Source organism: Sphingomonas sp. NCPPB 2930, from assembly GCF_042867205.1.
Taxonomy (GTDB): Bacteria; Pseudomonadota; Alphaproteobacteria; order Sphingomonadales; family Sphingomonadaceae; genus Sphingomonas.
The window spans coordinates 175,166-190,105 of sequence record NZ_JBHZQU010000003.1; the positions used below are offsets into that span (position 1 = coordinate 175,166).

At 66.2% G+C, this 14,940-nt stretch carries 8 protein-coding genes; 2 read left to right on the plus strand and 6 right to left on the minus strand.

The genetic code is table 11. The annotated features are described in order from the left end of the window. Positions 1-8: 8 nt before the first annotated feature. From betB to ACFX59_RS05875, 3 genes are all read right to left on the minus strand, one after another. Positions 9-2,027, minus strand: a complete 2,019-nt coding sequence (gene betB, locus ACFX59_RS05865; RefSeq protein ID WP_309703005.1) for a betaine-aldehyde dehydrogenase — start codon at positions 2,025-2,027, stop codon at positions 9-11. A 162-nt stretch (positions 2,028-2,189) separates the two neighbouring features. After that, positions 2,190-3,845, minus strand: a complete 1,656-nt coding sequence (locus ACFX59_RS05870; protein WP_387430537.1) for an APC family permease — start codon at positions 3,843-3,845, stop codon at positions 2,190-2,192. Between the two features lie 191 nt (positions 3,846-4,036). Further along, positions 4,037-6,451, minus strand: coding sequence for a TonB-dependent receptor (locus ACFX59_RS05875; RefSeq protein WP_387430539.1), 2,415 nt, complete (start codon positions 6,449-6,451; stop codon positions 4,037-4,039). A 291-nt stretch (positions 6,452-6,742) separates the two neighbouring features. Between ACFX59_RS05875 and ACFX59_RS05880 the strand changes: the two genes are divergently transcribed. Together ACFX59_RS05880 and ACFX59_RS05885 are read left to right on the plus strand one after the other, a co-directional pair. Further along, entirely contained in the window at positions 6,743-8,803 is a 2,061-nt protein-coding gene (locus ACFX59_RS05880) for a phosphocholine-specific phospholipase C (RefSeq protein WP_387430540.1), read from the plus strand. After that, positions 8,800-9,837: a hypothetical protein gene (locus ACFX59_RS05885; protein WP_387430541.1), complete on the plus strand. Its 1,038-nt coding sequence runs from the start codon at positions 8,800-8,802 to the stop codon at positions 9,835-9,837. The genes ACFX59_RS05880 and ACFX59_RS05885 overlap by 4 nt, the downstream gene beginning before the upstream one ends. A 75-nt stretch (positions 9,838-9,912) precedes the next feature. On the opposite strand, the gene ACFX59_RS05890 is transcribed toward ACFX59_RS05885, so the two are convergent. The 3 genes from ACFX59_RS05890 to ACFX59_RS05900 form a co-directional block, all read right to left on the minus strand. After that, on the minus strand, positions 9,913-10,992 hold the full coding sequence (locus ACFX59_RS05890) for a 2Fe-2S iron-sulfur cluster-binding protein (RefSeq protein WP_387430543.1): 1,080 nt from the start codon (positions 10,990-10,992) through the stop codon (positions 9,913-9,915). Then, on the minus strand, positions 10,989-12,236 hold the full coding sequence (locus ACFX59_RS05895) for an SRPBCC family protein (RefSeq protein WP_387430545.1): 1,248 nt from the start codon (positions 12,234-12,236) through the stop codon (positions 10,989-10,991). The genes ACFX59_RS05890 and ACFX59_RS05895 overlap by 4 nt, the downstream gene beginning before the upstream one ends. A gap of 121 nt (positions 12,237-12,357) precedes the next feature. Then, a complete protein-coding gene (locus tag ACFX59_RS05900; protein WP_387430547.1) occupies positions 12,358-14,919 on the minus strand; it encodes an FAD-dependent oxidoreductase in 2,562 nt (853 codons plus the stop codon). Positions 14,920-14,940 lie beyond the last annotated feature (21 nt).

The window sequence follows — 14,940 nt, forward strand, 5'->3', positions numbered from 1 at the left end:
AGATCCGCTCAATAGGGGCAGTCGATGTCGGTCATCGCGACATAGACGCTCTTCAGACGGGTATAATGTTCGATCGCTGCCAGACCGTTCTCGCGGCCCAGGCCCGACGCCTTGTAGCCGCCGAAGGGCAGCTCGATGGGCGTGACGTTATACTGGTTGATCCAGCACGTCCCGGCCTCCAGCCGTGCGATCACGCGGTGCGCCCGCGTGATGTCGGCGGTGAAGACGCCCGCCGCCAATCCGAACTCGGTCGCATTGGCGCGCGCGATCACCTCTTCCTCGTCATCGAACGGCAGCACCGTCATGACCGGGCCGAACACCTCGTCCCGCACGATGGAGGCGCGGTCGTCCTCCGCGACGAAGATCGTCGGGGCGACGAACCACCCGCGCGCGAGATCGCCTTCGGTCAGCCGCTTGCCGCCGGTCAGCAGCCGCACGCCCTCGCGCCTGGCGCGCTCGATATGGCCGAGCACGATGTTCATCTGGGTTTCCGTCACCAGCGGACCGATCTGCGTCGCGGGATCGAGCGGGTCGCCGACGACCAGGCGGGCGGTACGCGCCGCGAGACGTTCCAGAAAGGCGTTCAGCACCGACCGATGCACGAAGACGCGCGTGCCGTTGGAGCAAACCTGCCCCGTCGAATAGAAATTGGCGAGCATGGCACCCGACACCGCATTGTCGAGCGCGGCATCCTCGAACACGATCAGCGGCGACTTGCCGCCCAGCTCCAGCGTCACCGCCTTCAGCCCCGGCGCGGCGGCCGCCATCACCGCGCGGCCCGTGGGCACCGATCCGGTCAGCGATACCTTGGCGATGTCCCTATGCGTCACCAGCGCGCGGCCGAGCGGACCATAGCCCTGCACGACCTGGAAAATGCCGTCGGGCAGCCCGGCGTCCCGGAAGACCTCCTCCAGCGCGGAGGCGGTCAGCGGCGTCTGTTCGGCGGGCTTGAAGATCATTGCATTGCCGCAGGCCAGCGCGGGCGCCGCTTTCCAGCAGGCGATCTGCAACGGATAGTTCCACGCACCGATTCCGGCCACCACGCCCAGCGGCTCGCGCCGGGTATAGCCGAACGCCTCGGCCCCCAGGTCGAGATGCTGTCCCGCCACGGTCGCGGCGACGCCCGCATAATATTCCAGGCAATCCGCGCCGGACAGCACGTCGACCGCCTCGGTCTCCTGGACCGGCTTGCCGGTGTTGAGCGTCTCGATCCGCGCCAGTTCCAGATTGCGTTCGCGCAGGAGATCGGCGGCTCGGTGCAGGATGCGGCCACGATCGCGCGGGGCAAGCGCCGCCCAGGCGGGCTGTGCGGCACGGGCGCGCGCGACGGCGGCGTCGAGGCCGCCCTTGTCCGTCACCGCGATCCGGGCCAGCACCTCGCCGGTCGCGGGATTGCACGGCACGATCTCGCGGCGCGGCGGCGGAGCGGCCGGTATGGCGGCCAGGCGGCTGTCGACGAACGACCCGATCAGCGCGCACGCGCTATCGCCGTCGATCTCGCTCCACTCCGACAGGGCCCCGCGAAGCCACACCCCGTCGATCATCGCCGCGATGGTCGCGGCCAGCGCGGGCGCCTCCTCGGCCGACACCAGCGCGCGGAGCGGATGGCGCAGGTTGGACAGCATCCGCCGCTGATACACACGCTGGATACGGAACAGGCGGGGTTGGTGGCGGACATGCCCCCAAAAGGCCAACCAGACCTTGCTGGTCGCGCCGTCGAGTTCCTCGGGCGCCAGGTTCGTGTCGATCACCGCCTGAAGCCGCTCGCGCGGCCCCTCCGCCTGGGCCAGCCGGAGCCGGAGCCTGGCCCCGAGGCGCGTGGTCAGCGCCCGGAACACCGCTTCGAGCAGGCCTTCCTTGTCGCCGAAATAATGGGCGACGAGCCCCGGCGACACGCCCGCCCGCCCGGCGATCTGGACGAGGGTGGTTCCGACGAACCCCAGCTCGGCCAGGCTGTCGATCGTCATCTCGACCAGCTGGCGGGCGCGACCATCGTCGGCGATCGGTGAAGAACGGGCAATGACCATGTTCTGAAGACTCGTTCAATTGAGCAAGGCATGGAAATCACGATGCCTGGGGTTATATGGCGTTTCTGACCAGGGTGACCAGCCCGTTCGTTGAACGCTTGGTCAATCGCTGTCAACACCTGCGACCGATTCGCAGGGGCCAAGGCCGCCATGGCTCCCCCCTCACCCCGGAAGCACCGAGAAATGATGGGCGGCCGCGATGATCGCTGCGGCCAGGGCCAGCGCCGCATAGGGGCGTATCCCCGCACGCGGCGGATCGGCCGGCCGCGCGCCATCGCCGCGCGCCGCCGCCGGGAACCGGCCCCCGTCCTGGACATAATGGCGAAAGACGAACACCGGCAGGATCATCGCGGCGGCGACCAGTCCGTTGCGCAGCGTGCCGGGACCCCACACTTCCGCCCCGGCGCCCAGCAGCGCCAGATTGACGAACCCCAGCATCGCGCCGACCGCGATCAGACAGTTCGGCGCGCGGAACGGACGCGACCATTGCGGACGGTCGATGCGGTGGATCCACCCCGCCTGAAGATTGAGGAAGATGAAGATCATGTAGCAGACGTTGGACACCATCAGGACCATGAAATAGTCCGACATCATCAGCAGGATCAGGTTGAAGCCCAGGTCCGTCCACATCGCCGCCGTCGGCGCGCCGTGGCGGTTCACCCGCGACAGATAGCGTGGCAGCCAGCCGTCGACCGATGCCTGGTACAGGGTGCGCGAGGACCCCATCATCGACGACATGACGATCAGCAGCAGCGCCAGGATGAACATCGCGACGAACAGGTTCGTGACGATCACGCCGCCCTTCACGATGCTCGCCAGCGCCAGCGCCACGCCCGTCCCGTCATAGATGGCGGGATCCATCAGCCCGCGCAGGCCCAGCGACGCCTGGAACGCCAGCGGCACCAGGGTGAAGATCGCCAGGCACATCAATCCCGCCGAAAAGATCGCCTTGTACGTGTCGCGCGCCGGGTCCCGGAACTCCCGCACATAGCAGACCGCGCCCTCGAAGCCGTAGGTCGACCAGCCCGCCCCGAACAGCCCCGCCGCCAGCACCGTCAGCCCCGCGGCATTCCAGCTGCCAAAGCCGATATGCCCCGCCGCATCGCGGACGATGGGGACGAGCGGAAACAGGTTCGCGGAGGGCAGATCGCCCGTGACGATCGGCACCAGGCCGATGAGCGCGAGCGGGCAGAGACAGGCGAGCGCCAGCACCTTCTGCGTTCGCGCGGCCCGGGCCGCGCCCTGATGCTGCAACAGGAAGGTCATCAGCAGGAAAGCGGCGCCGATGATCGCCACGGCGTTGATCCGCAGCGTCAGTCCGGGCCGGATAGCGCCCAGGTCCAGCAGCGTCAGATGCCATGTGTTGATCGCCGCCCCTGCCGGAAACAGGCTGGTCAGGACATAGGCCGCGGCCAGCCCCGTACCCAGCGCCAGCACCGGCGACCAGGCCAGCCAGTTGCACCATACGGAGATCGGCGCGACGAACTTGCTGTAGCCGATCCAGGCCGCCGCGCCATAGACCGATGCCCCGCCGGACTTGTCGGGATACAGACCCGCAATCTCGGCATAGACGAAACATTGCAGGAAGCCGATCAGCACCGACAGGATCCAGACCGCCCAGGAGGCCTGGCCGACCACCGTCGCGACGCCCCCCATGGTCAGCAGCACCCCGGCGGGCACGCCGCTGATGGCCCAGAATGCGCCGCGCCAATCGAGTGCCCGTTGCAGCGTCGGGAGGCGCCCGCCCGGCGCCTTGGGCCGGATACCGGCCTTCGCCTCGCCGTCCCAGCGCGTCGCCATCACCACATCGTCCGCCATTTCGCCCCCCCTCGTTCGTCAACGGGTCGATCGTCGTCTCGCCGGGGCGGATCAGCCGCCGCCCCGCCATCGCCCCGCTGCCCCCGACAGGCCCCACCCACGCGCCGTCGCCCGCCATGTGGCGGCGGCACGGAGTCCATCGAGAGCAGGCGGGAACGGGTCGCGGCGACCGGATATCGCCGCGACCTGCATCAGAAGCCGCGCCGAAGCGTGACGAACCACTGGCGGGGCGCGCCAGCGAGCAGGGTCTGGTTGTCGCCACTGGCAGTGAAGCCATTGGTACCGACGGTCGAGATGTAGCGCTTGTCGGTCAGGTTGGTCACGCTGCCCTCGATCGCGACGCCGTGGAGCGCTCCCGCATCCTCCCCGAAGCGATAGCCGATGCTGGCATCGACCAGCACGCGACCCGGCACCGACTGGTCGTTCAGATAGGTGAAGTAGCGTTTCGACAGATAGTCCGCACCCGCACGGGCAAAGACATGGCCGTCGTCATAGACGACCTCGCCCTTGACCATATGCTCCGGCGTATCGACCACTGTCTTCCCGGCGGTCGCGGTCAGCACGGTACCGGCGGCGTTCTTCACATCGTCCTGATAGGTGGCGTGATTATAGGAATAGCTGGCGAACAGGCTGAGCGGCCGGACGATGCGATAGAAGGCGGACACTTCCGCGCCATAGCTGTGCACGCTGCCCGCATTGTTCAGCGTGGGCGGATTGCCCTGGATGCCCGACCCGTTTGCGAAGCTGAGCAGCCGGTTCGAGAAGTCGATGAAATAGCCCACCGCCGACAATTGCAGCCCGCCGCTGCGCAGTCGCCCGCCGCCCTCGATCGTCTTCGACGTCTCCGGCTTCAGGGTCGAACGGATACCGTTGAAGCCCGCCTGGGTCGTGGCGAACGGACCCGTCGTCGCCGACGAGACGAAGGCGCGCATATTCTCGGTATAGCTCGCGAAGAGTTCGGCCGCCTCGCTCACATGATAGACCGCACCGACCTGCGGCAGGAACCAGTCCTCGGCCTTGATCCGGCCATTCACCAGGCTGCCGACCAGCAGGTTCGCCTGGTTCTTGACGCGCATCCCCTTCCATCCGCCGTTCAGCGTCAGATTGCCGAGGGTCAGCGTGTCGGCGACATGATATTGCAGGGTCTCGGTGTCGTATTTGCCGTACCATTGCGTCCGATACGGGTTCGACTGGAATTCGAGCGCGTTGCGGTTCGGTCTGGTCCCATCGTTCATGCCGTAGAAGCGGCGCGCCTGGGTGAAGCTGTTGCTCTCATACCAGACACCGACCTCGAAACGGTTCGCCCCGGTCTCGTAGAACAGGTTGGTCAGATTGCCCCCGCGGCTGATGCTATATTCGGTTACCCGAAAGCCCAGCGGCGAGGCGAGCCCCGTGGTCGATGTCGAGGACGCGGCCAAGGGCTTTCCATCCGGCCCCAGTGCACCGGCGGGCGTCGCCGAATAGGGGGTGATCCAGGATCCCTGCCCCTTGTTGTAATGATAATAGCTGGTCGAGACGATCGACAGTTCATCGGTCAGCTTGCCGTCGAAGGTCACGCCCCCCAGCACGTCGCGGCGCAGACCGGCCGCGTTATAATAGGCGTCGTCTGGTGTCCCGAACCCGCTGGGATAGGTGAGACCCGCACCCGTCCAGGGCGCGACGAAGCCCGCCGACGAGCCGTTATTCGCCTTCTGATAGCTCGCGAGCGCGGTCTGGTTCTGGTAAACACGCGCGATCTGCAGCGCGAGCGAATAATTGTCGGTGATATTGTCGTTGTTCAGGCCCCGACGCCGGATGATGTCATAGCTCAGGTCCTGATAATCATTCTCGCGCCGGTCGGAATAATCGACAAAGGCCGTGATGCTGCCGCGCGCACCCATGTCCTTCATCAGCTTGGCATTGACCTGCTGCTGGCGCTGGCGGCCGAACCCCTTCCACTTGTCGGTGGTGAGATAGGCGTAGCTGAGATAGCCCTTGACCCCGCCACCCAGATCGCCGGTGTCGAGCCGCGCGAAGCCGCGCCAGGTATTGTTGCTGCCATAGGTGCCCGACCCGACGATGTCGAACGTGTCGGACGGCTTGCGGCTGACGAATTGCAGCGTGCCGCCCAGGTTGCTGGTCGACGCCGTCCCGAGCGCGCCCGCCCCTTGCGCGACGGTCGTGCTGGCGAGGTTGTCGGAAATGATCGCGCGGCTGATGTGCAGGCCGTTGACATTGCCATAGCTCATGTCGCCGAGCGGCACCCCGTCGAGCGTGAAGCCGAGCTGGTTCTGGTTGAACCCGCGCAAGCTGATCCGCGTCGACCATTCATAGGCGCCGAACGCATCGGCCGACTGGAAATTGACGCCCGGCAGCTTGGCGATCGCCTTGAGCGGCGACGTGCCGGGGGTGAGCCGCTCCATATCGATGGCCGCGACCGTCTGCACCTGGCGCGCCTGGCCAAAGCCCAGCACGACGATGTCGCCATGGGCGGCCTCGGCATCGCCCGAATTGCCCTGCGCGCCGATGGTCGGCTTCGGCGCCTTGGCGGCATCCTGTGCCTGGGCCGCAACGGCCATTGTGAGCATGCCCGTTCCCGCAAGCAGATAGGCAACGATCTTAGTCATCCCACACCCCCCAAAATGTTCCGCGACGGCCCGATTCGGCATTCAATTGTTCGCATCCGCACAAATTTTTGCAAGATGGTTTCACGAGCGTTGAACGAGCGATCAGCATCTTCCATGGGGCATATTAGCGAACGTTATGGCCGCTGCGCTCCTAAGGTGGGGCAAGGCGCGATGCGGGGAGCAGGGCATTGCATAGGACCAGAATGATCTTGTCCGGCATTCCTTGATTGTTTATTCAACGCAGCGATCGTAGGGCGGGACCGACAGGCCCGGCCGCGCTTGGAGGCCGACATGGATCAGCACAGTCGCCGTCATTTCCTGTCCTCGATGGCGGGCGCTGCCGCAGCGTGCGCGATGCCGCCGTCCATCGCGCGGGCCCTCGCGCTGCCCGCCGATCGCCGAAGCGGGACGATCGCCGATATCGACCATGTCGTGATCCTGATGCAGGAGAACCGGTCCTTCGATCATTATTTCGGCACCCTGTCGGGCGTGCGAGGGTTCGGCGATCCGAGGCCGCTGACGCTGCGGTCGGGGCGCAGCGTCTTTCACCAGCCTGGCGCCGATGGTCATGGGATCGTCCCGCCCTTTCACCTCGACACGTCGCGCACGCGGGGCCAGCTGCTGAAGAGCCTGGATCACAGCTGGAAATCGAACAGCGCCGAATGGGCGGCCTATGACTGCTGGGTGCGACACAAGACGCCCATGACGATGGGCTATTTCCGTCGCGCCGACATTCCCTTTTACTATGCGCTGGCCGATGCGTTCACGATCGGCGATGCCTATTACGCCTCGCTTCACGGTCCGACGAACCCAAACCGCATGTATCTGTTCACGGGAACCAGCGGCCTGACCGTAGGCGATCGAGGTCCGCAGGCGGTCGACAATGCCGATGACGGCAACTGGACCGGCGATGCCGCCCGCGACCGCCCCGACTTTCCCGGCGCGCGCTGGACCACCTATGCCGAACGGTTGCAGCAGGCGGGCATCCGGTGGAAGCTGTACCAGGAACATGACAATTACGGCGACAACAGCCTCGCCTATTTCGCGGCGTTTCGGGGCCTTTCTCCGCAGGACGAACTGTATCGGCGCGGCCGGGCGATCGTGCCCGGATCGACGGCGGCGAACGCGGCGGAGACCACGGCCCAGCATCTGGTCGACGCCTTTGCCGCCGATGTGACCGCCGGAGCCTTGCCGCAGGTATCCTGGATCGTCGCCCCCCAGCGTTATTCGGAACATCCCGAGGCCCCACCGGCACTGGGCGAGTCGCTGGTGTCGCGGGTGATCGATGCTCTGACCGCGAACCCGGCGGTCTGGGCGAGGACCGCCCTGATCATCACCTATGACGAGAATGACGGCTTTTTCGATCATATGCCGGGGCCGCTCCCGGCACTGACTCCGACAGCCGGGCGGTCGGGGATCGATGTGGCGGGCGAGAGCTATCGCGGGCAGCCGGTCGGACTGGGCGTTCGCGTCCCCCTCATCGTGGTATCGCCATGGACGCGGGGCGGATGGGTGAACAGCCAGGTCTTCGACCACACCTCCGTCCTGCGTTTCCTGGAGCGGCGGTTCGGCGTCATGGAACCCAATATCAGCCCGTGGCGGCGTGCGGTCACGGGCGATCTGACGAGCATGTTCGACTTCGAGGATCCCGATGCGTCGGCGCTGCACGCCTTGCCATCGACGCGCGATGCCACGGCCCGCCTCGCCCGTCAGGCCCGCCTGCCCGAGCCCGTGCCCGGCACCGTCGGCGATCCTCCCGTGCAGGAACCGGGAGGTCGTCCGGCGCGGCCATTGCCCTATCGGCTGACGGTTGACGAAGCGACGGCGCCGGGCCTGGCGCTGCGCTTCGCCAACACCGGGACCGCCGCCGCCGTCTTCGCGGTGTACGACGTGATGGGAATGGCGGGGCCATGGCACTACACCGTCCTGCCCGGCACGACCATGTCGGACACGCCGCACGGCCTTCCCGCGCACGGCGACTATCGACTGGAAATCCACGGACCAAATGGTTTCCTGCGCGGGCTTTCCGGGACGATGGACGGACCGCCGGGATTGCACGCGTCCCTGGCTGAAAGAGGTGACAGGATCATGCTGACGATCACGCATCACGGCACCGCGCCCATCCGGGTTGCGGTGACACCCCCCGCTGGCACCGGCCATCCCGAACAGACGTGGCGGATGGCGCCCGGCGCGACCCGCACCATCGGCTATGACGTGGCGGGGAACGACCATTGGTACGACCTGACGGTCGCGATAGCGGGCACGACATGGGCCCGCCGCTTCGCTGGTCATGTCGAGACGGGGCGTCCCAGTCGCAGCGATCCCGCGATCCGGACGGGAGCGTCGGCATGAAGCGGCTCGTCATGGCACTGGCGTCCATCGCCCTGGTCGGCGCCGCCCCCGATACGCTCGCCAACTGGACACCGGCCGAGCGGGCCGCGATCGATACGACGCTGTCGCACGCCCAGCCCGGCGACTATGCGACCTTCGACGCCGACAACACGCTCTGGGTCAGCGACCTCGAAGAATCACTGCTGCCATGGCTGGAAAACCATGGGTTCCTGCGTGCGGACCGCCTCGATCCCATGCTGAAGCCGGTGCCGATGCTGCCGGGGGAAAGCCTGTATGGCTATTATCATCGGCTGTGCGAGGTCGATGACAATCTATGCTATCCCTGGATCGCCCAGGCTTTCTCAGGTCTGTCGCTGAAGCTGTTGAAGCAGCAGGTCGACGCGATGATCGCCGATGGGCGACCGATCCCGGTCCGCTACCGGGTCGGCGATCGCGAGGTTGCGGGCACGGTCATGCCGCCCCGCATCATGCCGGGGCAGCGCCAGCTGCTCGCCGGCCTGCGCGCGCGGGGCGTGCGGATCTATGTCGTCACCGCCTCGCTCGAGGAGCTGGTGCGGATGGTCGTCTCCGATCCGCGCTATGGGCTGGACGTGCCGCCGGACCGGGTGATCGGTGTCACCATGCTGCTCCGCGATCCGAAAACCGGGGCGGTAACGACCGCCCGGCAACAGATCGCCAAGGGGCATTTCCTCGACGGCGTCTATTCCGCCGAGCATCACGCCGACATGGTCCTGACCCCGACGCTCTGGGCGCCGCTCACCTGGCATGAGGGCAAGGTCGCGGCGATCCGGACCTATATCGACCCGGTGCGCCATCCGCTGCTCGCCGCCGGGGACAGCGCCAGCGACTGGCCGATGCTATTCTATGCCGACGGATTGCGGATCTGGGTGGAACGTCGTGCGACGCCCAACACCGCCCTGCTCGCGCGGCGCCATTTCATGGCCGACGGGTCGCATGGGCGCGAAAGCGGTACGGGGGCATTCGACCAGCACTGGATCTCCCCCTTCCAGAGCGATCTCGCCCGCGGCGATTGAACACCGCTCCGCCCGCAGCGCCCGAAAGGCCTGCGGGCGGACGCGTCGTGATGGGGGGCAGGATCAGCGGGGCGGCTAGGCCCCGACCTGCACATCGCCGCGCGGAACGGAGCAGCAGGCCAGGATGTATCCGTCCGCTATGTCTTCGTCGAGGATGCCGCCATTGTGGTTCATGTCGACCGCTCCGGCGGCCAGGCTGATCCTGCAGGTGCCGCAAAGCCCGGACTCACAGGCGGCCGGGATGCGCACGCCGACCGAGCGGGCGATTTCGAGGACGGTCTGGCCAGCGGGCGCGACCGCTGCGACGTCGGACTCCAGGAACCGGATCGTCGCAGCATCGGCATCCGGCGCGGCCGGATCGGCGGGTGCCTCGCGGGTCGCCACCGGCAAATCCCCGAAACTCTCCTGATGATAGCGCGCCATGTCGTGGCCCGCATCGGCGAAGATGCCGCGCACGGTGTCCATGAAGCCATCGGGGCCACAGCAGAACACCTCGCGCGTCAGCATGTCGGGCACGAGGATGGGCAGCCGCGTGGCGTCCAGACGGCCGCGATGCCCGCTCCAGGCCACGCCCGGCGGCGTGTCGCGCACGATCATGCTCAGCGCCAGGTTCGGCATCTGCCGGTCGAGCAGTTCGAGTTCGTGCCGGAAGATCAGTTCGTCGGGACTGCGCGCCACGGTGACGAAGGCGATATCGCTGTCCGGCGCGACATCGGCGATCCAGCGGAGCATCGCCATCATCGGGGTGATGCCCGATCCCACCGATACGAACAGATAGCGCGACGCCGGATGGGCGACATGGGTGAAATGCCCCGTCGGACCATAAGCGCGCAGCCGCATGCCGACACGCAGATGATCGAACATCCATCGCGTGCCGATGCTCTCCGCCTGCGCCTTGACGGTCACCGCCACCGACAGGGGGCGGGACGGCGAGGACGACAGGGTATAGGTGCGCAGCAGCGGCCCACCCTCGATCGGGAGTTCCAGCGTCACGAACTGGCCCGGACGATAGCGGAACCAGAGGCCGGGATCGGCGCGGAAGACGAAGGTCCGGACCGTCGGGGTTTCGGCATGGACGCCGATCACCTCCAATTGGTGGAGCCGGTCGTTCCATACGGCCATGTCATCGAGATGCAGATGCGTCCCCCCGCTCATGCCACGCGCCGGACATGGCCCCGCCCGGCCCCGCCCAGCCGTTCCTCGACGGAGCGCGCATACCAGTCGACGAACTGGATCACGCCGCCTTCCTGCAAGGGCGAATAGGGCCCCGGTTCATAGGCGGGCGAGCGGATGCCCAGCGCATTCTCCTCGACGATGCGACGATCCTGGTCGTTGGTCTGCGTCCAGACATGGGTCAGCCGGTCGAGGTCATAGTCGACGCCCTCCACCGCATCCTTGTGGACCAGCCATTTGGTCGTCACCGCCGTCTCGTTCGGCCCGATCGGCATCACGCGGAAGGTCACGGCATGGTCGATCAGGACATGGTTCCACGTCGTCGGATAGTTGAACAGCATCAACGCGCCGATGCGTTCGGCCGCCACCCCGTCCGACAGCCCGCGCGCCACCGCGCGCGCTCCGTTCATCGTATAGCTTTCGGCATCGCGCAGCAGCGGTGCCCGGATCGCACGGAACTGGCCGCTGTCGTGCATGCGGAATTGCGCGGGCAGCCCCGCCGCCTCGCACCGCGCCCAGTGGTCGGCCATCTCGGGATCCTCGCCGCCGCCCGCGACGCCGGTGACGTTGGGCGATTCCGAATAGGTCTTGCACAATTCGGGATGACTGCCCGCGCAATGATAGCATTCGCGGTTGTTTTCCCACACCAGCTTCCAATTGCCCTTCTCGACGATGGTCGACTGAAAGGCGATCTTCGTATCGGCCAGGTTGTGCGGCGCGAAATAGGGGCGCATCAGGTCGCTGAAGGGCGCAAAGGCGGGCGGCTCGGCCGCGAGGCAGACGAAGATATAGCCCGCGACACTCTCGCACGCGACGGGCTTCAGCGAATGCTGGCTGCGGTCGAAATCCTCGCCCATCTGGCGCGCGAAGGCCAGCGAACCGTCCAGATTATAGGTCCATTGATGATAGGGGCAGACCAGCTTCGGGGCGACGCCACGCTCCGCATTGCAAACCCGGCTGCCCCGATGGCGGCAGCTATTGTGGAAAGCGCGGATCGTGCCGTCGCGATCGCGCAGGACGACGATCGGATAGGCCCCGACCTGCATCGTGAAATAGCTGCCCGGCTTGGCGAGTTCGCAGTCGTGCCCGGCGAACAGCCAGTCGCGATACCAGATCAGCTCCAGATCCAGGTCGAAGAAATCCTGGTCGACATAGAAGGGCTGGGGCAGCGAATATCCCGCCTTGCGGGACCGGATCAGGTTCAGCATCTCGCTACGGGCGTTCACCTTGCCATCCTTCTTCTCATGGGTGGTCCCGACCGACGTGAATCACACGGGCGAGCTTCGGGGATCATTGTCGCAACGCTGATTTTATGAGCAACCCGGCATTTGCTAATAGTCGCTGGCGTCAGCTCTTCGGCTTGCGGTTTTCGGGGTCGTAGAGCGGGCGATAGCCGACCGAGGCGACCTCCACCGGATAACGCTCCCCGAAATATTCGACCTCCAGCTTGCGCCCCTCTTGGCACAGCGCCCAGGGCAGATAGGCCAGCGCGATGTTCTTGCCGATCGAGGGGCCATAGGCGATCGAGCTGGTGTAGGACCGCCGCCCCAGTTCGTCGACCGGCACTTCGCCCGTCTCGGGATCGATCACCGGCAGGATGCCGACGGGATAGCGCTTCACCCCCTTCGCATCGACATTGTCGGTCATCACCAGCGTGCACAGCTTGGCGGGCTGATGCGCGCGCGCGCGGTGTTCCAGATGCTTCGCCTTGCCGCGGAAATCGGCTTCCTTGGCCTTGGGGCGCGCCAGATCGGCTTCGAGCAGATTATAATGGGTCAGCAGGTCGGCATTCTGCAGGCGCAGGCTTTTCTCCATGCGCCGCGAATTGGCATAGGTCTCGATCCCGACCGCGATCACGCCGGTCGAGCGCAGCGCATCCCACACTGCCAGCCCGTCTTCATAGGCCATGTGCAGCTCCCACCCTTGTTCGCCGACATAGGAGATGCGGAACGCCATCACGTCTTTGCCCGCGATGCGAACGGTGCGGATCGCGGCGAAGGGGAAATTCTCCAGCGACAGCGCGTCGGGGTCCTCCACCACCTTCTGGAGATTGACGCGGGCGTTGGGGCCCCAGATGCCGATAGTGACGTACTTCTCGGTCACGTCGGTGACGGTCACGTCCAGCCCGCGATCCTGCGCGACGCGGCGCATATAATGGACGTCGCGCGGACCCGCATCGGCGCCGTTCACCAGGCGGCAGCGGTCGGCGAGGCGGAACACGGTGAAGTCGGCGCGGACATTGCCCTCGTCGTCCAGGAAATGGGTATAGACCCCCTTCCCGATCGTCGCATCGCCGCCGACCTTCGCCGCGCACAGCCACTCCATCAGCGCGACGTGATCCGGCCCCTCGATATCGGTGATGTGGAAGTGCGACAGGTTGATCAGGCCGCAATCGGCACTGAGTTCCAGCTGCTCGGCGTTGGACACGCGCCAGAAATGGCGATTGTCCCACTCATTCTCGCGCACCGGCACCTGATTGGCATATTTCTCCAGCAGATGCTCGTTCGCGGCATAGCCATGCGCGCGTTCCCAGCCGCCGAGTTCCATGAAATAGCCGCCCAGTTCCTTCTCGCGCTCCCAGAAGGGCGAGCGGCGAATGCCGCGACCGCCCGAAAAGGGCTCGCGCGGGTGGACCGGCGGGTTATAGATCTTGGCGGCGGTCTCCAGGCAGCGTTCCTCGATGAATTTCGCCTCCAACTGGAACGGGTTGAAGCGCGCATAGTCGATGCTGGCATGGTCGATCGCGGTGCGCCCGTCGGTCATCCAGTCGGCGACCAGCTTGCCCATGCCGGGGCCGTCCTTCACCCAGATACCGACCGCATACCACAGGCCGCGCACCTTCTGGCTCTCGCCGATCGACGGGCCGCCATCGGTGGTGGTCTGGAGCAGGCCGTTGAACGAATGGCTCTCATTATAGCCCAGCTCGCCCAGGATCGGCGTCAGCTCGATCGCGCGTTCCAGCGGTTCGAGCACCTGTTCCATCTCCAGGTCGCGCTGCGACGGCGAGAGGCGCGCCTCCTCCTTCTCCAGCAGGTCGCGCGGATGGACGAGGCGGGGCGCGTGCTCCTCATAATAGCCCCATTCGATCTGCCCGCCCTCGGTCGTACGGGGATCGCCGGTGTCGCGCATATAGGCCGAATTGCCCTGATCGCGCAGCAGCGGATAGCCAATGTCCTTCCCCGTCCCCTCGAACTCGTTATACGGACCGAAGAAGGTCAGCGGGTGGTCGACCGGGAAGACCGGCAGATCCTCTCCCGCCATCTCGGCGATCAGGCGGCCCCACAGGCCGGTGCAGACCACGACATAATCGGCCATGATCGTGCCGCGTGTCGTCACCACGCCCTTGATCCGTCCATCCTCTATGATGAGCGATTCCGCCTGGTTGTTGGCGAACACGGTCAGCTTGCCCGCCGCGACCGCCTGGTCGACCAGCTTGCCCGCCACCGTCTGCGACCGGGGGACGACCAGACCGGCATCCGGGTCCCACAGTCCGCCTTGCACCAGGCTTTCCTCGATCAGCGGGAACTTCGCCTTGATCGTCGCGGGATCGACCAGCTCCGCGCGCGTCCCGAATGCCTTGCCCGAGGCGACCTTGCGGCGGATCTCGTCCATCCGCTGATCGTCGCCGACCCGCGCGACTTCCAAGCCGCCGATGCGCGAATAATGGCCCATCTTCTCGAAGAAATCGATCGAGTAGAGCGTCGTCCAGGTCGACAGATAATCGTGACTGGTCGCGTAGCAGAAGTCGGAGGCATGCGCGGTCGAGCCGATATCGGTCGGCACGCCCGACTTGTCGATGCCGACAATATCGTCCCAGCCGCGTTCGACCAGATGATGGACGACCGATGCGCCGACGATACCGCCGACGCCGACGATCACGACACGGGCCTTTTCGGGAAGCGCTGCCATTCTCTACTCCTATCGGTACGA